17 protein-coding genes and 1 pseudogene are annotated in these 18,205 nt (G+C 70.6%); 13 read left to right on the top strand and 5 right to left on the bottom strand.

The window, feature by feature from the left end; genetic code table 11:
• Positions 1 to 100 precede the first annotated feature (100 nt).
• The 3 genes from AB0C38_RS39205 to AB0C38_RS39195 all read left to right on the top strand — a co-directional run bounded on the left by AB0C38_RS39205 (position 101) and on the right by AB0C38_RS39195 (position 3,619).
• Positions 101 to 1,828, top strand: a complete 1,728-nt coding sequence (locus tag AB0C38_RS39205) for a TIGR03767 family metallophosphoesterase (protein ID WP_360682978.1) — start codon at positions 101 to 103, stop codon at positions 1,826 to 1,828.
• A 55-nt stretch (positions 1,829 to 1,883) separates the two neighbouring features.
• Positions 1,884 to 2,285 carry a PaaI family thioesterase gene (locus AB0C38_RS39200; RefSeq protein ID WP_360682976.1) on the top strand — a complete coding sequence of 134 codons (402 nt, stop codon included), beginning with the start codon at positions 1,884 to 1,886 and terminating at the stop codon, positions 2,283 to 2,285.
• A 71-nt stretch (positions 2,286 to 2,356) separates the two neighbouring features.
• The gene (locus AB0C38_RS39195) at positions 2,357 to 3,619 is read left to right on the top strand and encodes a peptidase C39 family protein (protein WP_360682974.1); all 1,263 of its coding nucleotides are present in this window, start codon (positions 2,357 to 2,359) and stop codon (positions 3,617 to 3,619) included.
• 39 nt (positions 3,620 to 3,658) lie between these two features.
• Here the strand turns inward: AB0C38_RS39195 and AB0C38_RS39190 are convergent, their stop codons facing one another.
• Complete coding sequence (locus tag AB0C38_RS39190) at positions 3,659 to 4,108, bottom strand: carboxymuconolactone decarboxylase family protein (RefSeq protein ID WP_360682972.1); 450 nt, start codon at positions 4,106 to 4,108, stop codon at positions 3,659 to 3,661.
• 76 nt (positions 4,109 to 4,184) lie between these two features.
• Here AB0C38_RS39190 and AB0C38_RS39185 point away from each other — a divergent pair, with 76 nt between their 5' ends.
• Positions 4,185 to 5,045 (top strand): sigma-70 family RNA polymerase sigma factor, encoded by an 861-nt coding sequence (locus AB0C38_RS39185; RefSeq protein WP_360682970.1) that lies wholly within the window; start codon positions 4,185 to 4,187, stop codon positions 5,043 to 5,045.
• A gap of 124 nt (positions 5,046 to 5,169) precedes the next feature.
• Here AB0C38_RS39185 and fdxA read toward each other — a convergent pair.
• Positions 5,170 to 5,508: pseudogene (fdxA, locus tag AB0C38_RS39180) on the bottom strand (ferredoxin); the annotation flags it as partial.
• Positions 5,509 to 5,604: 96 nt separating this feature from the next.
• Between fdxA and AB0C38_RS39175 the strand changes: the two are divergent.
• Positions 5,605 to 6,702, top strand: coding sequence for an S-(hydroxymethyl)mycothiol dehydrogenase (locus AB0C38_RS39175; protein ID WP_360682968.1), 1,098 nt, complete (start codon positions 5,605 to 5,607; stop codon positions 6,700 to 6,702).
• Positions 6,703 to 6,827: 125 nt separating this feature from the next.
• Positions 6,828 to 7,322, top strand: coding sequence for a gamma-glutamylcyclotransferase family protein (locus tag AB0C38_RS39170; protein WP_360682966.1), 495 nt, complete (start codon positions 6,828 to 6,830; stop codon positions 7,320 to 7,322).
• Here the strand turns inward: AB0C38_RS39170 and AB0C38_RS39165 are convergent.
• Positions 7,300 to 8,919: an FAD-binding oxidoreductase gene (locus AB0C38_RS39165; protein WP_360682964.1), complete on the bottom strand. Its 1,620-nt coding sequence runs from the start codon at positions 8,917 to 8,919 to the stop codon at positions 7,300 to 7,302. The genes AB0C38_RS39170 and AB0C38_RS39165 overlap by 23 nt on opposite strands.
• A gap of 16 nt (positions 8,920 to 8,935) precedes the next feature.
• Between AB0C38_RS39165 and AB0C38_RS39160 the strand changes: the two genes are divergently transcribed.
• From AB0C38_RS39160 to AB0C38_RS39130, 7 genes are all read left to right on the top strand, one after another.
• Positions 8,936 to 9,580: a helix-turn-helix domain-containing protein gene (locus tag AB0C38_RS39160; RefSeq protein ID WP_360682962.1), complete on the top strand. Its 645-nt coding sequence runs from the start codon at positions 8,936 to 8,938 to the stop codon at positions 9,578 to 9,580.
• A complete protein-coding gene (locus tag AB0C38_RS39155; protein WP_360682960.1) occupies positions 9,577 to 11,115 on the top strand; it encodes a glycerol-3-phosphate dehydrogenase/oxidase in 1,539 nt (512 codons plus the stop codon). The genes AB0C38_RS39160 and AB0C38_RS39155 overlap by 4 nt, the downstream gene beginning before the upstream one ends.
• A 76-nt stretch (positions 11,116 to 11,191) precedes the next feature.
• Positions 11,192 to 11,461, top strand: a complete 270-nt coding sequence (locus AB0C38_RS39150) for a helix-turn-helix transcriptional regulator (protein ID WP_284742952.1) — start codon at positions 11,192 to 11,194, stop codon at positions 11,459 to 11,461.
• A complete protein-coding gene (locus tag AB0C38_RS39145) occupies positions 11,458 to 12,006 on the top strand; it encodes a hypothetical protein (protein ID WP_360682958.1) in 549 nt (182 codons plus the stop codon). The genes AB0C38_RS39150 and AB0C38_RS39145 overlap by 4 nt, the downstream gene beginning before the upstream one ends.
• Positions 11,999 to 12,913 carry an ATP-binding cassette domain-containing protein gene (locus AB0C38_RS39140; protein WP_360682956.1) on the top strand — a complete coding sequence of 305 codons (915 nt, stop codon included), beginning with the start codon at positions 11,999 to 12,001 and terminating at the stop codon, positions 12,911 to 12,913. Before AB0C38_RS39145 ends, AB0C38_RS39140 begins: the two co-directional genes overlap by 8 nt.
• Positions 12,910 to 14,100 carry an ABC transporter permease gene (locus tag AB0C38_RS39135; protein WP_360682954.1) on the top strand — a complete coding sequence of 397 codons (1,191 nt, stop codon included), beginning with the start codon at positions 12,910 to 12,912 and terminating at the stop codon, positions 14,098 to 14,100. The genes AB0C38_RS39140 and AB0C38_RS39135 overlap by 4 nt, the downstream gene beginning before the upstream one ends.
• A 162-nt stretch (positions 14,101 to 14,262) precedes the next feature.
• Positions 14,263 to 15,471: a glycosyltransferase gene (locus AB0C38_RS39130; protein WP_360682952.1), complete on the top strand. Its 1,209-nt coding sequence runs from the start codon at positions 14,263 to 14,265 to the stop codon at positions 15,469 to 15,471.
• Here the strand turns inward: AB0C38_RS39130 and AB0C38_RS39125 are convergent.
• On the bottom strand, positions 15,461 to 16,807 hold the full coding sequence (locus tag AB0C38_RS39125) for a deoxyribodipyrimidine photo-lyase (protein ID WP_360682950.1): 1,347 nt from the start codon (positions 16,805 to 16,807) through the stop codon (positions 15,461 to 15,463). The two genes, AB0C38_RS39130 and AB0C38_RS39125, sit on opposite strands and share 11 nt — an antisense overlap.
• A 67-nt stretch (positions 16,808 to 16,874) precedes the next feature.
• On the bottom strand, positions 16,875 to 18,191 hold the full coding sequence (locus AB0C38_RS39120; protein WP_360682948.1) for a citrate synthase: 1,317 nt from the start codon (positions 18,189 to 18,191) through the stop codon (positions 16,875 to 16,877).
• Positions 18,192 to 18,205: the final 14 nt, after the last annotated feature.

The raw sequence follows: 18,205 nt of genomic DNA, 5'->3' as shown, positions 1-18,205 counted from the left end.
GTGGATTGAAGTGTCACGGTGAATGTTTTTCATATTCACCCCGCGTCCACCGAGGTCCGGCACGGTGCTGGACAACCGAATGACTGGGGAGCGAACAACCATGGCCGAACTCACCCGGCGCACCTTCGCCACCGCGGGCGCCGCCGGTCTCGGACTCCTGCTGTGCACGCCCACCGCCAACGCCCTCGACCGCGCGCTGCGGCTCACCTCCACCCGCTCGGTCTCCACCGCCGGCACCACGCTGGAGCAGGTGGCCACCGGCGGGAGCACCGCGAGCTACAGCCGGCTCAGCGCCGGTCCCGGCTGGCCGCTGGTCGTCCGTAGTGACCTCGCCGCCCCGCAGAGCGGCCGCGACGACCGCCGCCGCGCCCTCAGCGCGTTCGTGCAGTTCACCGACCTGCACATCACCGACACCGAGAGCCCCGCGCGCTTCGAGTACCTGCACCCCTTCATCGGATCCGCGCACCGGCCGCAGGAGGCGCTCGGCACCGTCGCCACCAGCGCGCTCGTCGAGCGCGTCAACAGCGTGCGGCAGGGCCCGTTCACCGGCCGGCCGTTCGACCTCATGGTCACCACCGGCGACAACACCGACAACCACGAGCTGATCGAGCTCGACTGGTTCCTCAAGGTCCTCAACGGCGGCAGCGTCACCCCGAACTCCGGCGCCACGAGCGCCTACGAAGGCGTCCAGAGCTCCGGCAACAAGGAGTTCTGGAACCCGGCCATCGCGGGCGTCGGCGACGACTACTCCGCCAAGGGCTTCCCGCAGCTGCCCGGCCTGCTCGAAGCGGGCCTCAAGACGTTCACCGCGCCCGGTCTCGACGTCCCGTGGTTCTGCACCTTCGGCAACCACGACGACAGCATCGTCGGCTCGCTGCCGGCGCAGATCCCCGGCATCGACGCCTGGTACACCGGGAAGTACAAGGTCATCGGCAAGGACGAGGCCACCGCGAAGAAGCTCGCCGACGCCATCAAGAAGCCCGGCTCCAGCATCCCGATCGCGGAGCTGTTCGGCGGCAGCGGCACCATCCGCGAAATCACGCCGGACGCGCGGCGCCGCCCGTTCACCACCGGCCAGTTCGTGCAGGCGCACCTGGACTCGGCCAACACCGGGCCCGGTCCCGTCGGGCACGGCTTCACCGGCGACAACGCCGACGGCAAGAACGTCTACTACACGTTCCGGATCGCGCCGGGCATCACCGGGATCAGCCTCGACACGACGACCGACGCCGGGTTCGCCGACGGCTCGATCGGCCTCGCGCAGTTCAACTGGGTCGAAGCGACGCTGAAGCGCAACAGCTCGACCTACTACGACTTCTTCGGCCGCAAGGTCACCCACAGCGTCACCGACGAGCTGTTCCTCCTGTTCAGCCACCACACCAGCGGCTCGATGGGCAACGTGCTGCCGGACTCGCGCCACCTGCTCGACCCGCGCCTGGACGGCAACGCGTTCGTCGGGCTGCTCAAGCGGTTCCCGAACGTGCTGGCGTGGGTCAACGGCCACACGCACCTCAACAAGATCACCCCGCACGCCGGGAACACGCCGCGGCAGAGCTTCTGGGAGATCAACACGGCGTCGCACGTCGACTTCCCGCAGCAGGCCCGGGTCGTCGAGGTCGCGGACAACGCGGACGGCACGTTGTCGCTGTTCACGACGCTGATCGAGGCAGAGGCGCCGTACGCCGTGGACTACGACGCCCGCACCCCGCAAGCGCTTGCGTCTCTCTACCGCGAGCTGTCCTACAACGACATCCACGTCGACCTCGGCCGCGTCGGGGACGCCGCCGACCACAACACGGAGCTGCTGCTCGTCAACCCGCTGAGCTGAGCGCGTTACCCCGGACGTAATCGACCGGCGGTGCGTCTTCGGGCAAGCTGCGGACATGACCGATCCCGAGGGCACCCAGCTCTTCCACCGCTCCATGCCGTTCTCCGAACGCCTCGGCGTCGAGGTGCTGGAGCACGGGGCCGCGCTCGTCCGCAGCCGGCTGAAGTGGGACGAGAGCCTCTGCACGCTCGGCGGCGCGCTGCACGGGGGCGCGCTCATGGCGCTGGCCGATTCGACCGGCGCCGTGTGCGCGTTCCTCAACCTGCCCGAGGGCGCCCAAGGCACGACGACCCTCGAGTCGAAGACGAACTTCCTGCGTGCCGTGCGTTCGGGCTACGCCGTTGCGTCGTCCAGACCACTGCACGCGGGCCGCAAGTTCGTCGTGGTGGAGACCGAGATCCACGACGACGACGGCAAGTTGGTCGCGAAAGTGACACAGACGCAGGCCGTCCTCTAGGTACCTGTTTACATACCCGGCCCGACCGGCGAAAATCCCTGGCTACTGGGTGGGACTGACAGGGAGCCGGGATGCGCGTACGCAAGTTGTTCACCTTATTGTCGGTAGTTGTGTTAACTGCTGTAACCGCGCAAGTCGCCGAGGCCGCGCCGGCCCGGCCCCACGACGACGAGGCGATCGACTACCACGAGTGGAACGGTGGCCAGTTCCGCGACGGCGGCTTCGACGGCCTCGCGCTGACCCGCGACGGCCTGCGCATCACGCGCCCGGCCGGCACGGTCGAGCACACCGAGCCGGAGCTCGGCACGACGAAGACGTACGAGTACGGCCAGTGGACGTCACCGTCGTACCGGCAGGGCTTCGGCGCGACGCAGCTGGTCTCGTCCTGGAACGCGCAGACGCCGGCGAAGACCTGGCTGCAGGTCGAGGCGCGGGGCAAGACCTCGACGGGCGCCGAGACCGCCTGGTACGTGATGGGCCGCTGGGCCAGCGGCGACGCCGACATCCTGCGCACCAGCGTCGACGGCCAGGACGACGCGAACGCCGCGGTGGACGTCGACACGCTGGTCATGAAGACCGGCGTGACGCTGAAGTCGTACAAGCTGCGGATCAGCCTCTACCGGGAGAAGGGCTCCCACGCGACGCCGTCGGTGACGTCGCTGGGCGCGATGACGTCCGCGGTGCCGGACCGCTTCGACGTGCAGCCGACGAAGCCGGGCCGCGCCACCGGGATCGAGCTGAAGGTGCCCGCGTACGCGCAGAACCTCCACAAGGGACAGTTCCCGCAGTACGGCGGGGGCGGCGAAGCCTGGTGCAGCCCGACGTCGACCGAGATGGTGGCCGAGTACTGGGGCAAGAAGCCGTCGGCGGCGGAAATGTCCTGGATCCCGGCGGACTACGTCGACCCGTCGATCGCGTTCGCGGCGCGCTACACGTACGACCACGCCTACGACGGCACCGGCAACTGGCCGTTCAACACGGCCTACGCGGCGTCGCGCGGGCTGCGCGGGCACATCACGCGGCTGCACTCGCTGAACGAGCTGGAGACCTACATCGCCCGCGGGATCCCGGTGATCACGTCGCAGTCGTTCCTGGCCGAGGAGCTCGACGGCGCCGGCTACGGCACGTCCGGGCACATCATGGTGGTCGTCGGCTTCACGAAGGACGGCGACGTGATCGCGAACGACCCGGCCTCCAGCAGCAACGACCGCGTGCGCAACATCTACAAGCGCGACCAGTTCGAGAAGATCTGGCAGCGGACGCAACGGTACCGGGCCGACGGGACCGTCGCGAGCGGCCCCGGCGGCATCGCGTACATCATCACCCCGGCCTGACCGGGCTCGGCGGGGCGCCGGACCGGCGCCCCGCCGTGCTCACCAGGCCTTGCCCGCCTGCTGCCGCGTCGTGCGGTTGATCCGGTTGAAGAAATTGGTGAGCGCGATGTTCAGGGTGATCGCGCCCAGCTGCTTCTCGTCGAAGTGCTTCGCCGCCGCCTCCCAGATCTCGTCCGTCACCCCCGGCTCGCCGTCCTGGAGGCGGGTCGCGGCCTCCGTCAGCGCGAGCGCCGCCCGCTCCGGCTCCGTGTAGAACGGCGTCTCACGCCACGCGACCACGTTGTGCAGCCGCTCCTCGGTCTCGCCGTGCTTCTTCGCCGACTGGACGCCGCCGTACACGCACGGGCTGCAGCCGTTGATCTGGCTGGCCCGCAGGTGGACCAGCTCCAGCACCCGCGGGTCGACACCCCCGGCGTGCACCGACTTGATGATCTGCTGGATCGCGCCGAACACCTCGGGATCCCCCGAGTCCTTCAACCGTGCTTCCATCGGTCCTCCGTCTGTTACCTGTGCCCCTCCGGGCCCGTCAGCACCACGACGGAGCGGAACGGAGGAAGGTAACGACATGCCCGACACGGTGACCGAGGCTTTCGAAGCACAGCGCGACCGGCTGCGCGCGGTGGCCCACCGGGTGCTCGGCTCGCACGCCGACGCCGAGGACGTCGTCCAGGAGGCCTGGCTGCGGCTGTCGCGCCAGGACGCCGGGACCATCCACAACCTCGACGGCTGGCTGACCACGGTGGTCGGCCGGATCAGCCTGGACGTCCTGCGCTCGCGCAAGTCACGTCCCGAAGCGCCTTACGACGAGGTCGTCGTGGCGGTCGACGAAGGCCCCGAGGAAGACGTCGCGCTCGCGGATTCGGTCGGGCTCGCGCTGCTGGTCGTCCTCGAGTCGCTCGGGCCGGGCGAGCGGCTGGCGTTCGTGCTGCACGACCTGTTCGCGGTGCCGTTCGAGGAGATCGGCCGGATCCTCGGCAAGACCTCCGGCGCGACCAAGATGCTCGCGAGCCGCGCCCGCCGCAAGGTGCGGACGCCTTCGCCGGCACCGGCCGCCGGACCCGAGCAGCGAGAAGTGGTCGACGCGTTCCTGCGAGCGGCCCGCGACGGGGACTTCGAGGGGTTGCTGCGCGTGCTCGACCCCGACGTCAAGCTGACGGTCGACACCCCGGACGGCGTGGTGGTGGTCCTCGGCGCCACGAACGTCGCGGCGGGCGCCCGCTTCGGCGCGGCCGGCGGCGGACGGGCGGTCCTGGTCGGAGGCCTGCCGGGAGTGGTGGCGTGGCGTCCGGACGGGTCACCGCTGTCGGTGGTGGCGTTCACGGTCCAGGACGGCCGGATCGCCGGGATCGCGGCGGTGGCGGACCCGGCCCGGCTGGCGTCGATGGACCTGCCGGAGCCGCCCGAAACTGTCGGTACCTCCCGATAAGCTGGAAACCGGGGGCCGGAGGCACACCCCCGCTTCAGCTCGAGTCGCGCTGACCACCGGAATCGTCGGCACAGCCACAGCCGCCGTCCCGGGGTTTCTTGCGCGGCAACGGCCGATCGGGTGGGCTCTGCGGCGGCAGCGCCGCGACCATCACCGTGTCCGCGTCCAGCGGGCCGAGCGCGGTCGCACCGCCCGGAGAACCCAGCGGTGCGTCGCGCCCGGGGAGAACCTCGGTGAAGAACCGGCCGTTGTCCAGGGCGTGCTCGTCGAGGGCGGACGAGAGATCTTCCACGTAGGAGACCGCCCCCACCGGACAGACCGCCTCACAGGCGCCGCACTCGAAGCATTCGTCCGGATGGATGTAGAGGCTGCGGGCGCCCTCGTAGATGCAGTCCAGCGGACATTCGGCCACGCACGCGCGGTCCTTGACGTCCACGCAGGGAAGCCCGATCACAAACGCCATGCGTGGGAACCTAGCCTCACTCATGCGGATGTCGCCATCTCCGCGTGATCCGTGATTAGCTGCGGACCGAACCAGCAAGCCGGAAGGTGGATTCGCATGCCGTACGAGGTCCAGGGGGTCGTTTCGCGGGCGAAGGGCGAGCCTGTCTCGCTGGAGACCGTCATCGTGCCCGATCCCGGGCCGGGCGAGGCCGTCGTGAACGTGCAGGCCTGCGGGGTCTGCCACACCGACCTGCACTACCGCGAGGGCGGCATCAACGACGACTTCCCGTTCCTGCTCGGCCACGAAGCCGCCGGAGTCGTCGAAGCCGTCGGCGAGGGCGTCACCGACCTCGAGCCGGGTGACTACGTCATCCTCAACTGGCGCGCCGTCTGCGGCACCTGCCGGGCCTGCAAGCGCGGCAAGCCGTGGTACTGCTTCTCGACGTTCAACGCCACCCAGCCGATGACCCTCGCCGACGGCACCAAGCTGTCGGCCGCGCTCGGCGTCGGCGCGTTCCTCGAGAAGACGCTCGTCCACAGCGGACAGTGCACCAAGGTCAGCCGCGACGCCGAACCCGCGGTCGCCGGGTTGCTCGGCTGCGGCGTGATGGCCGGGCTCGGCGCCGCCATCAACACCGGTGCCGTCACCCGCGGCGACTCGGTCGCGGTCATCGGCTGCGGCGGCGTCGGCGACGCGGCCATCGCGGGCGCGAAGCTGGCCGGCGCCACCACGATCGTCGCGATCGACATGGACGACCGGAAGCTGGAGTGGGCCAAGGACTTCGGCGCCACGCACACGGTCAACAGCCGCGGGCTCAGCGAAGAAGCGGTCGTCGAGGCCATGCAGGACGCCACCAACAGCTTCGGCCCGGACGTCGTGATCGACGCCGTCGGCCGCCCGGAGACCTGGCGGCAGGCGTTCTACGGCCGCGACCTGGCCGGCACCGTCGTACTGGTCGGCGTTCCGACGCCGGAGATGCGCCTGAACGACCTGCCGCTGATCGACTTCTTCTCGCGCGGCGGCTCGCTGAAGTCGTCCTGGTACGGCGACTGCCTGCCGAGCCGCGACTTCCCGATGCTGGTGGACCTCTACCTGCAGGGCCGGTTGCCGCTCGACAAGTTCGTCACCGAGCGGATCGGCGTCGACGGCGTCGAGCAGGCCTTCGAGCGCATGCACCACGGTGACGTCCTGCGCAGCGTGGTGACTTTCTGACCCTCTTCACCGACGACGAGTACCCGGCCGAGCCCTACCCGGGCACCCGGCCGGGCTATTCGTTCGTCCACGTCGACGGCGTCGGGCACCCGCTCGACGCCGCGCCCGCGGGCTGGCGCGACCGGATGGCCGTGCTGGCCTACGGCTCGAACGCGAACCCGTCGAAGATCACCTGGCTGCGCGGGCGGCTCGGGCTCGAGGGTCCGGTCGTCGTGGCGCACGTGCGCTGCGGCGGGCTCGCCGCGGTGTGGGCCGCCGGCTTCCGCGTGGTCGACGACCAGCGCCCGGCCACCCTCACCGCCGTGGACGGCGTCGAGGAGCACGCCATCTGGTTCGTGACGCCGGACCAGCTGGCCGTGCTCGACCGCTGCGAGGGCCGCGGCACGCGCTACCACCTGGCCCGGCTGACCGAACCCGACATCACGCTCGAAGACGGCACCCGCCTGACCGAGGTCCACACGTACGTCGGCGCCGCACCGATCCGCTACCCCCTGCTGGTGGACGGCAAGCCCGTGCGCACCGCCGACGTCCCCCAAGCTGATGCGGCGGCGCTCGAAGGCGTCGCCGCGGACGGCCACGGCGTCCCGTGCGAAGTGCTCAGACCAGCTTCCCCGGGTTGAGGATCCCGGTCGGGTCCACCGCGGACTTCGCCGCGCGCAGCACCTCGACGCCCAGCGCGCCGATCTCCGCCTGCAGGTAGGGCGCGTGGTCGACACCGACGGCGTGGTGGTGGGAGATCGTGCCCAGCCCGGCGATCGCTTCGCACGCCGCCGCCTTCGCGCGCTGCCACTGGCCGACCGGGTCGGCCTCGTCGCGGGCCGTCAGGACCGTGAAGTACAGCGACGCGCCCGTCTCGTACGCGTGCGAAATGTGGCACATGACGATCGATCGCCCCAAGGACGCCGTGATCGCCGCCCGGACGTCGTCACGCAGTTCGTCCACAGTGGACCAATAGGCCGCGGTCTCCAGGGTTTCGACGCAGACTCCCTGGTCCATCAAGGCGTCCCGCTGCCGGGGCCCGGCGAACCGGCCGTGCCGCCAGGACTCGCCGAGCGCCTTGCCGACGCGCACGGCACCCGAGGCCTTCAGACGCCGGGTCGTCTCGCGGCGACGCAGCGCCACGTCGTGCGCGGTGCCTTCCCAGCCGACGATGAGGAAGCACGGCCGCGCCACTCCGCGCGCGGCGAGGTACTTGCGCAGCGCCGTCGTCTTGAGACCGGCGTTCAGCGCCAGCGAGACTTCGGTTTCGTCCCCGTCGGACAGCCGGGTGACGTCGGCGAGCGCGTCGTTCTGCGCGAGGTCGCGAACGGCCTCGCGGCCCGCCTCCCAGCTCGGCAGCGCGTACCCCTCGTACCGCTTGACCGGCGGCGCCGGGCGCACCCGCAGCGACACCTCGGTGATCACGCCGAGCGTTCCTTCGCTGCCGACCGCGAGCTGGCGCAGGTCCGGCCCGGCCGCCGACGCCGGCGCGACACCGAGCTTCCACTCGCCGCGCGGGGTGGCCAGCCGCACGCCCTTGACCATGTCTTCGAACCGCCCGTAGCCCGACGACGCCTGCCCCGCCGAGCGCGTCGCCGCGAAGCCGCCGATCGTGGCCCGCTCGAACGACTGCGGGATGTGCCCGAGCGTCAGGCCGTGCTCGCCGAGGAGGCGTTCGGCCTCGGGACCGCGGACGCCGGCCTGCAGGACGGCGAGGCGCGACTCGGCGTCGACCGACACCAGCGCGTCGAGCCGGACGAGGTCGAGCGCGATCACCGACGCCTTGTCGCCGCGCAGCGCGGCGACCCCGCCGACCACCGAGGTGCCACCGCCGAAGGGCACGACCCCGACGTCGTGCTGGACGCAGGCCTCGAGCACGGCCTGGACCTCGCCCGGGTCCGCGGGCAGCACGACCGCGTCGGGCACCGGGAAGCCGGGCGAGGGCGAGCGCCGGCGCAGCAGGTCCAGGTAGGACAGTCCGGTCGCGCGCGCCAGCCGTGCCGCGGCGTCGACCAGCACGTTTTCCGCGCCCACGACGGCTGACAGCGCTTTGACAGCAGATTCGTCCAGTTTCGGTGACGGTATTTCCACCGGCAAATCGCCCGCTGGGGCAGCACCGGGGGCGATCGGACCGATACGCTGGTCGAGCCACTTGGCCGCCCGCACGGGCAGCCGGGCGGCGTCGGCGGCTTCCGGAGCCCAGGCGCCTCTTAAACGGTGGTCAATGAGCGGGTTCACGACTACAGTGTGACATATGGACGTGAAACGTCACACCACGGAGACCGCGGGATCGTCCGCGCTCGCGGACACCCGCAACCGTCAGACGGCGACGCGCGTAGCCGATGACGTGCTGCTCGACGCCGCGCGCTCGTGCGTGCTGGCCGTCGGTGTGCGCCGCACCACACTCGCCGAAATCGCCCGCACCGCGCGCGTCAGCCGGATGACGGTCTACCGCCGCTTCCCCGACGTCCGCAGCGTGCTCGCCGCGCTGATGACCCGCGAGTTCAGCGGGCTGCTGCGCACGGCGAGCGAACGCGGCGCCGAGGCCGCGAACAGCCGCGAGCGGCTCGTGCTCATCGCGACGGCCGGCGTCCGCGCGCTGGCGGCCGACCCGCTGTTCCGCACGCTGCTCGACGTCGATCCCGAGCTGGTCCTCCCGTACATCGTGGAGCGGCTGGGCGCGACGCAGAAGTTCGCCGAGCAGGCCATGCACCAGCTGCTGGAGGCCGGTCACCAGGACGGGTCGATCCGGCGGGCACCGGTCGCGGCGCAGTCGCGGTCGGTGCTGCTGGTGGTCCAGTCCTTCGCGTTCTCACTGCGCCCGGCCACGGCCGACGTCGGCGAGGCGGCACTGCTGGCGGAGTTCACGCACGTGCTCGACGCGGCGCTGAAGCCGTGACGTCCGGCTCGCTCAACGCGCGGCGCCGCGAACGCGAGCTCGCGGAGCTGGCGGCGGGCGAGCGCGTCGACGTCGTCGTGGTCGGCGGCGGCGTCACCGGCACGGGCATCGCCCTGGACGCGGCTTCGCGCGGGTTGTCGGTGGCGCTCGTCGAGGCGCACGACCTGGCGTTCGGGACGTCCCGCTGGTCGTCGAAGCTCGTGCACGGCGGCCTGCGGTACCTGGCCCACGGCGAGCTCGGCCTGGCGCACGAGAGCGCCGTCGAGCGCGGCATCCTGATGACGCGCACGGCACCGCACCTCACGCGGGGGATGCCGCAGCTGTTTCCGTTGTACCCCAGCACATCCCGCGCGCAGCAGGCGATGGTGGCGGCCGGCCTCCGAGCGGGCGACGCCCTCCGCCGGGCGGCGCGCACACCGTCGTCGGTGCTGCCGCGGCCGCGCTCGATCCCGGCCGCCGAGGCGTTGGCGCTGGCTCCCGGGCTTTCCGCTCATGGCTTGCGCGGCGCCTTGCTGGCTTACGACGGAGCGTTGGTCGACGACGCGCGCCTGGTGGTTTCCCTGGCGCGGACGGCGGCTTCGTTCGGCGCCCGGATCTTGACGCGCCTCTCGGCCACGTCCCTCTCGGCGGACCGGGTCAGGGCCGTCGACGGCGTTTCGGGCGACTCGCTGGACATCCACGCGCGCCAGGTGATCAACGCGACGGGCGTGTGGGCGGGAACGCTGACCGGCGCCGTCCGCCTGCGGCCGTCGCTGGGTTCGCACCTGGTGCTGGCGCCGGGGACGGTCCCGATGGGCACGACGTCGGTGAACATCGGGGTGCCGGGCGAGACGAACCGGTTCGTGTTCCTGCTCCCCCAACCGGATGGCAGGGTCTACTTGGGACTCACGGACGAGCCAGTCTCCGGTTCGATCCCTGACGTGCCGGTAGTTCCCGAGTCCGATGTGGACTTCCTCCTGTCACTGGCCTCCTCGGTGTTGGCCCGGCCATTGACCCGGGCGGACGTGGCCGGATCGTTCGCCGGCTTGCGTCCCTTGGTGGAAGGCGGCGGCCGTTCGGCGGACCTGTCCCGCAAGCACGCGGTGCTGGCGGGTTCCGACGGGCTGTTGACGGTGGTGGGCGGCAAGCTGACGACGTACCGCCGGATGGCGGAGGACGCGGTCGACTCGGCGGTTCGCCTGGCCGGTCTGTCCGCGTCGCCATGCCGGACCGCGCGGTTGCCGTTGCTCGGCGCGGCTGCGCGATCGAGTCTGTCTCTTGTGGACGCTTCGCCGCGGCTGGTGGCCCGCTACGGCACCGAGGCGCCCCGGGTCGCGGCGCTGGGCGAGCTGGACGCGGAGTTCGCGGCTCCGGTGTTCCCGGGTTCGGACATCACGGCGGCCGAAGTCGTGTGGGCGGTCCGCAACGAGGGGGCGCTGGACGTGGCCGACGTGCTGGAGCGCCGGACCCGGCTGGCGTTGATCCCTTCCGACGCAGAAGCTGCTCGGGCGCGGGTCGCGGAGCTTGTCGACAAGTCACTCGCCGGCCTCGCCTGACCCACCTCAGCTGGAAAACTCCGACTTGATGTTGACTTAACTTGACGACCCGTTGGGTTTTTGCAACAGTTGCCCCATGAGCCCGGTCAGACGCGGCAAAGAGCTGCCGATCTACAACCGGCTCCCCGTGCTCCGGGCGGAGCGCGGGCTGAGCAGGGCCGCTCTCGCGAACGCCGTCGAGGTCAATCCTCAAACCATCGGCGCTCTCGAGCGGGGCGATCACTATCCGAGCCTGGACCTGGCCTTCCGGATCTGCGCGGTGTTCGACCTGCCGGTCGAAGCGGTGTTCAGCCGCGCGCCGTTCACGCCGCTGTCCACCCAGGTCTACCGCGAGGGGGGAGCATGACCGAGAACCCGAGCCGGCTCGCGTCCTACTGGGAACGCCGGCTGGAGAAAATGGACGAGCGCGAGCTGCGGCACTCCCAGCGGCTGCCGGGCTGGCGCGACCGGCGGCACCGGCGGGCGCTGGTCGCCGTGCTGGTGGCCGCCGACGTCGGGTTGATCGTCAGCGCGTCGATCTTCACCACGGGGAGCGACTGGCTGTCCGGCTCCCTCTGGCTGGGCAGCATCCTGGTCGGCGGCAGCGCGTTCGTGCTGCTGCGGATCCTCACCGGCCGGATGAGCGGCGGCTTTTCGCGCCTGCTGGACGAACGCGAGCGCGAGTGGCGCCACCGCGTCACCTACATCGCCTTCCAGATCCTCAGCTACCTGATGATCGGTGCGATGATCTACACCCTCCTGGTCGCCGACACCGAAGACGGTGGCTACCGCGGCGCGATGATGATGTCCGCGTTGCTGGTCACTGGAACGACGATTCCGTCGATGCTGCTGGGCTGGTCGCTGCCGGACGACGACCCCGAGGATTTCGAAGAGGGGATGGGGAATGACTGAGGGGACACTGGAGATCGACGGGATCTCCAAGCGCTACGGCGCCAAGGTCGCGCTGGACGGCGTCACCTTCGACGTCCGCGCCGGGGAGCTGTTCGGCTTCGTCGGCAGCAACGGCGCCGGCAAGACGACGACCATGCGGATCGCGCTGGGGGTGCTCGCCGCCGACGGCGGTGAGGTCCGGTTCGGCGGCGAGAGGATCACGCACGAAGCCCGCACCCACATCGGCTACATGCCGGAAGAACGCGGGCTCTACCCGAAGATGAAGGTCCTCGAGCAGCTGATCTACCTCGCCGAGCTGCACGGCCTCAGCGCGAACGAGGCCCACCGCAACGCGGAGAACTGGATCGGCAGGCTCGGGCTGGCCGACCGCCGCAAGGACGAGGTGCAGAAACTGAGCCTCGGCAACCAGCAGCGCGTCCAGCTGGCCGCCGCGCTGGTGCACGACCCGGCCGTGCTGGTGCTCGACGAGCCGTTCTCCGGCCTCGACCCGCTGGCCGTCGACGTCATGAGCGGCGTGCTGCGCGAGAAGGCCGCGGCCGGCGTGCCGGTCGTGTTCTCCAGCCACCAGCTCGACCTGGTCGAGCGGCTGTGCGACCGGGTCGGGATCATCCGCAACGGCCGGATGGTCGCCGTCGGCAGTGTCGGCGAGCTGACCGCCGGTGCGAGCAGCAAGCTCGTCGTGACCGCCCCGGCCGCGCCCGGCGGCTGGGCCGCGGGCCTGCCCGGCGTGCGCGTCCTCGAAGCCCACGGCGCCACCACCGTGCTCGAACTGGAACCGAGCGCCGACGACCAGGCCGTGCTCGCCGCAGCGCTGGCCACCGGGCCGGTCACCGAGTTCAGCCGCCGTCGCCGGTCACTGACCGAACTGTTCCGCGACGCCGTGTCCGACAAGGGGGAACCGCGATGAGGAAGCTGAGTGGCCGGCGGGCCGTCTGGCTCGTGATGAAGCGCGAGCTCAACACGCGGCTGCGCACCCGGTCGTTCGTCATCGGCACGGTCGTGCTGCTGGCGCTGCTGCTGGGGTACGTCGGGTTCCAGAGCGCGCTGGTGGACTCGGCGGACAAGAACACGGTCGGGCTGACCGGCCAGGCGATCGGGATCGCCCAGCAGCTGCAGACCGAAGCCGCGCTGTCCGGCCAGGAGATTTCGACGGTCGCCGTGACCGACCCCGCCGAGGGCCGGCAGAAGGTCGAGGACGGCGACCTCGACGCGCTCGTCTCGGGCAGCGCGGCGAAGCTGACCGCCACCTATAAGTCCTCTTTGGACAGTCAGCTGCGCCGGGTGCTCGACAAGGTCGCGCAGCGGCAGGTGCTCGACGGCGTGCTGTCGTCCGCGCAGCTCGAGCCGGCCGAGGTGATGGCCCAGGTCAACGGCACCCACGTGCAGGACGACGCCATTTCGCCGGAGCCCGCCGACCAGTCGGAGCGGCTCATCGTCGGGCTGATCGTGGCGTTCCTGCTCTACATGAGCATCATCACCTACGGGACCATGGTCGCCCAGGGGGTCGTCGAGGAGAAGTCGAGCCGGGTCGTGGAGATCCTGCTCGCCAGCGTGCGGCCGTGGCAGCTGTTGCTGGGCAAGGTGATCGGGCTCGGCCTGGTCGGCTTGACGCAGCTGGTGATCCTCGGTGCGGCCGGGCTGGTGGCGGCGTCGGTGACCGGCGTGTTCAGCCTGTCCGGCTTCGCCACCGGCACGCTGCTGTGGGGCCTGCTCTGGTACCTGCTCGGGTTCCTGCTGTACGCCACGATCTACGGCGCGCTGGGGTCGCTGGTGTCGCGGCAGGAGGACACGCAGTCGGTGGTCTCCCCGCTCAACATCATCCTCATCGTCGGGTTCGTCGCCGGCTTCAACCTGCTGCTGCAGGACCCGGACGGTACCGCGGCCAAGGTCGTCTCGCTGATCCCGCTGCTCTCGCCGATCCTGATGCCGGCCCGGATCGCGACCGGCGCGGCGGCGGGCTGGGAGATCGCGCTTTCGCTCGGGCTGACGGTCATGCTCGTCGCGCTGCTCACCTGGCTGGGCGGCAAGATCTACGGCAACAGCGTGCTGCGCATCGGCAGCCGCATCAAGCTCTCGGAGGCGTTGCGCGGCTGAGGTTCGTCCACGGTATCCGGCTACGACGGACGACGAAGGGGAAGGAGCGCCGGCTCCTTCCCCTTCTCACGTTATAGCGCACCCCGGGGCTTGCGGCAAGACCCGGTCGATCCCGCAGAATCACCGTCCTGACCGGAAATCCGCGGAATCGGGAGTGATCGAGTGCGTGTTCTGTTGTCCGGGTACGACTCGCGTGGGGGCGTCGAGCCGCTGGTGGCGCTCGCGGTGCGGTTGCGGGCGCGCGGCGCCGGCGTGCGGGTGTGCGCGCCGCCCGACGAGGAGTTCGCGCGACGGCTGGCCGGCGTCGGCGTGGAGATGGTGCCGGTCGGCCAGGCGGTGCGGCCGCTGGTGACCGGGGCGAAGCCGCCGACGGCGAAAGGGATCCCCGAACGCGCGGCCGAGCTGATCGCCGCGCAGTTCGCCGCGGGCGCCGAAGGGTGCGACGCGGTGGTGGCGACCGGCCTGGTGCCCGCCGTGGCCGGCGCGCGGTCGGTGGCCGAGCGGCTGGGCATCCCCTACCGGTTCGCGACGTTCCAGCAGCTCACACTGCCCACGTCGCACCACCCGCCGCGGCTGACGCACGCGGGCCTGGCGCTCCCGCCGGAGACCGAAAACCGGGCGCTGTGGGAGCTGGAAGCCCGGAACATCGACGCGCTCTTCAAGACGGCGCTCGACACCCAGCGAGCGGCCCACGGCCTGCCGCCGGTGGGCCGCGTCCTCGACTACGTGCTCGGCGACCGCCCGCTGCTGGCGACGGACCCGGTCCTCGACCCGTGGCAGGAGACGACCGACCTCGACGTCGTGCAGACCGGCGCGTGGATCGTGCCGGACGACCGCCCGCTCCCGGCCAGCCTGGAAGCGTTCCTGAACGCGGGCGAACCGCCGGTGTACGCAGGCTTCGGCAGCATGCCCATGCGTGCTTCGCAGGACGCCGCTCGCGTCGCCATCGAGGTGATCCGCGCACAGGGCCGCCGCACCGTGGTCGGCCAGGGCTGGGCGGACCTGGGCCTGGCCGACGACCGGGACGACTGCTTCGTCGTCGGCGAGGTCAACCACCAGGCGCTGTTCGGCCGGTGCGCCGCCGTCGTGCACCACGGCGGCGCGGGCACCACGACGACCGCCGCCCGCTCGGGCGCGCCCCAGGTGGTGGTTCCGCAGAGCGGCGACCAGCCGTATTGGGCCGGCCGCGTCGCCGAGCTCGGCATCGGCGCGGCGCACGACGGCCCTGCCCCGACCGTCGAGTCCCTGTCCGCCGCGCTCGAGACGGCCTTGGCAGCCCGGGCACGCGCGAACGCCGTCGCCGCCACGATCCGCACCGACGGCGCGGACCTGGCCGCGAAGCTGCTGCTCGAAGAGATCGCTACGAGGTGATCTTCCCGTACCGCTCCAAGGACACCTGGCGCTCGTGGGCGTGGTCGACCATGGGTTCCGGGTACGCCTCGGGGCGGTCCTTGAGCTTGTGGACGGCCTTGCCCTCGACGGTGCGCAGCTCCGGCACGTACTTGCGGACGTAGTCGCCGTTCGGGTCGAACTTCTCCCCCTGCGTCGTCGGGTTGAAGATCCGGAAGTACGGCGCCGCGTCGGTGCCGGAGCCGGCGACCCACTGCCAGTTCAGCTGGTTCGACGCGAGATCGCCGTCGACGAGGTGCTTCATGAAGTGCCGCGCGCCGAGCCACCACGGCAGGTGCAGGTCCTTCACCAGGAAGCTCGCGACGACCATCCGGACGCGGTTGTGGATCCAGCCCTCAGCCAGCAGCTGCCGCATCCCGGCGTCGACGATCGGGTAGCCCGTCTTGCCCGCGCACCACCGTTCGAAGGCCTCGGTGTCGTCGTCGTGCTTCATGCCGTCGAAGCGCTTGTCGTAGTTCTTGCGCGCGGTTTCCGGGCGGTGCCACAGGACGTCGGCGTGGAACTCGCGCCAGCAGAACTCACTGCGCAACGACTTCGCGCCGACGCGGTCGTCCCCCTCCAGGTCGGCCAGCAACGTCCGCGGGTGGACGCAGCCCCAGCGCAGGTACGGCGAAAGTCGGGTCGTGCCTTCGCGGTCCGGCCGGTCGCGGTCGGTGTCGTAGGTTTCGATGCCGTCATCGAGGAATTCGTGCCAGGCGTCCAGCGCGGCCTGCTCACCCGGCTCAGGCAGGGTCGCGGACACCTTGGGCGGCTTCGGGATCTTCAGCGACTTCGGCGGCTCGACCCAGTCCACAAGGGACGGTCCGGTGTCGGCCGGGCCACGCCAGCCGTGGGCGGTCCACGCGCGGTAGAACGGCGTGAAGACGCGGTAGGGGTCGCCGTCCGGCTTGGTGACCCGGCCCGGCGCGACCGCGTACGGCGAGCCGGTCTCGACCCAGTCGATGTTGTTCTCCGCCAAAGCTTTTGCGACTTCGGCATCCCTGCGGCGGCCGTACGGGCCCGTGTCGGCGCTGACGTGCACCGCACTCGCGCCGATCTTTCGAGCGGCCTTGACCACCTCGGCCGCCGGTTCGCCGCGCACCAGCATCAGCCGTCCGCCGAGCTGCTCGTCCAGCTTTCCCAGGCAGCCGTAGAGGAACGCCTCCCGCGGGGCACCGCCCGGCTTCAGCAATGCCTCGTCGAGGACGTACAACGCGAGGACGTGCTTGCTGTGCTTCGAGGCTTCGAGCAGCGCCGCGTGGTCGCCCAGCCGCAGGTCGCGACGGAACCACAGGACAACCGGTGCTTCTTTGGTCACGACGTCCAACGATAAGCGCCCCGCCGTGCCAGTGCACGACGGGGCGCTTTCGTCAGCTTATCGGGGCTCAGCGCTCCGACATCGGGGTGTAGTCCCGCGACGCGTAGCCGGTGTAGATCTGCCGCGGGCGGCCGATCTTGGTGGCCGGGTCGTTGATCATCTCGCGCCAGTGCGCGATCCAGCCCGGGAGCCGGCCGAGCGCGAACAGCACCGTGAAGAACTTCGTCGGGAAGCCCAGCGCCCGGTAGATCAGGCCGGTGTAGAAGTCCACGTTCGGGTACAGCTTGCGCGAAACGAAGTAGTCGTCCGAAAGCGCGGTCTCTTCGAGCTTCTTGGCGATGTCGAGCAGCTCGTCGCCGCCCTTCAGCTTGCCGAGGATCTCGTCGGCGGTGTTCTTGATGATCTTCGCGCGCGGGTCGTAGTTCTTGTAGACCCGGTGCCCGAAGCCCATCAGCTTCACGCCCTTTTCCTTGTTCTTCACCCGCTCGACGAACTTGGCGACGTCGCCGCCGTCGTTCTTGATGCCCTCGAGCATGTCGAGCACCGCGGCGTTCGCGCCGCCGTGCAGCGGGCCGAACAGCGCGTTGATGCCGGCCGAGATCGAAGCGAACAGGTTCGCCTCGGACGAGCCGACCAGGCGCACGGTCGAGGTCGAGCAGTTCTGCTCGTGGTCGGCGTGCAGGATGAACAGCAGGTCGAGCGCCTTGGCGACGTCCGGGTCCACCTCGTACGGCTCGGCCGGAAAGCCGAACGTCATGCGCAGGAAGTTCTCGACCAGGCCGAGCGAGTTGTCCGGGTAGAGCAGCGGCTGGCCGACGGACTTCTTGTAGGCGTAGGCGGCCAGGGTCGGGACCTTGGCGAGCAGCCGGATGGTGGACAGCTCCACGTTCGGCTCGTCGAACGGGTCGAGCGAGTCCTGGTAGAAGGTCGACAGCGCCGACACCGCGCTGGACAGGACCGGCATCGGGTGGGCGTCCCGCGGGAAACCGCTGAAGAAGGCCTTCAGGTCCTCGTGCAGCAACGTGTGCCGCTGGATCTTCTCGGTGAAGTCGGCCAGCTGGGCCTCGGTCGGCAGCTCGCCGTAGATCAGGAGGTACGAGACCTCGACGAAGGTCGACTTCTCGGCCAGCTGCTCGATCGGGTAACCGCGGTAACGGAGGATCCCGGCGTCACCGTCGATGTAGGCGATGGCGGACGACGCGGCACCGGTGTTGACGAACCCGGGGTCGTAGGTGATGTACCCCGTCTGCGCCAGCAGCTTCCCCAGTTCGATCCCGGGCGCGCCCTCGACCGGGTGGACGACCTTGAACTCGTGCTCGCCACTCGGCAGGGTCAGCTTCGCGGTTTCGCCGCCGGACTGCCCCGCAGTCGTCGCGTCGGACATGCAAGTCCCTCTCA

Source organism: Amycolatopsis sp. NPDC048633, from assembly GCF_040650695.1.
In the GTDB taxonomy this organism is placed as follows: Bacteria; Actinomycetota; Actinomycetes; order Mycobacteriales; family Pseudonocardiaceae; genus Amycolatopsis.
This window is presented reverse-complemented; position numbering and strand designations above follow the sequence as displayed.

Excerpts from the sequence above, each read along its gene's own strand:
- AB0C38_RS39205 (WP_360682978.1), top strand. The coding sequence starts at position 101 with ATGGCCGAACTCACCCGGCGCACCTTCGCCACCGCGGGCGCCGCCGGT.
- AB0C38_RS39200 (WP_360682976.1), top strand. The coding sequence starts at position 1,884 with ATGACCGATCCCGAGGGCACCCAGCTCTTCCACCGCTCCATGCCGTTC.
- AB0C38_RS39195 (WP_360682974.1), top strand. The coding sequence starts at position 2,357 with ATGCGCGTACGCAAGTTGTTCACCTTATTGTCGGTAGTTGTGTTAACT.
- AB0C38_RS39190 (WP_360682972.1), bottom strand. The coding sequence starts at position 4,108 with ATGGAAGCACGGTTGAAGGACTCGGGGGATCCCGAGGTGTTCGGCGCG.
- AB0C38_RS39185 (WP_360682970.1), top strand. The coding sequence starts at position 4,185 with ATGCCCGACACGGTGACCGAGGCTTTCGAAGCACAGCGCGACCGGCTG.
- AB0C38_RS39175 (WP_360682968.1), top strand. The coding sequence starts at position 5,605 with ATGCCGTACGAGGTCCAGGGGGTCGTTTCGCGGGCGAAGGGCGAGCCT.
- AB0C38_RS39170 (WP_360682966.1), top strand. The coding sequence starts at position 6,828 with ATGGCCGTGCTGGCCTACGGCTCGAACGCGAACCCGTCGAAGATCACC.
- AB0C38_RS39160 (WP_360682962.1), top strand. The coding sequence starts at position 8,936 with ATGGACGTGAAACGTCACACCACGGAGACCGCGGGATCGTCCGCGCTC.
- AB0C38_RS39150 (WP_284742952.1), top strand. The coding sequence starts at position 11,192 with ATGAGCCCGGTCAGACGCGGCAAAGAGCTGCCGATCTACAACCGGCTC.
- AB0C38_RS39145 (WP_360682958.1), top strand. The coding sequence starts at position 11,458 with ATGACCGAGAACCCGAGCCGGCTCGCGTCCTACTGGGAACGCCGGCTG.
- AB0C38_RS39140 (WP_360682956.1), top strand. The coding sequence starts at position 11,999 with ATGACTGAGGGGACACTGGAGATCGACGGGATCTCCAAGCGCTACGGC.
- AB0C38_RS39135 (WP_360682954.1), top strand. The coding sequence starts at position 12,910 with ATGAGGAAGCTGAGTGGCCGGCGGGCCGTCTGGCTCGTGATGAAGCGC.
- AB0C38_RS39120 (WP_360682948.1), bottom strand. The coding sequence starts at position 18,191 with ATGTCCGACGCGACGACTGCGGGGCAGTCCGGCGGCGAAACCGCGAAG.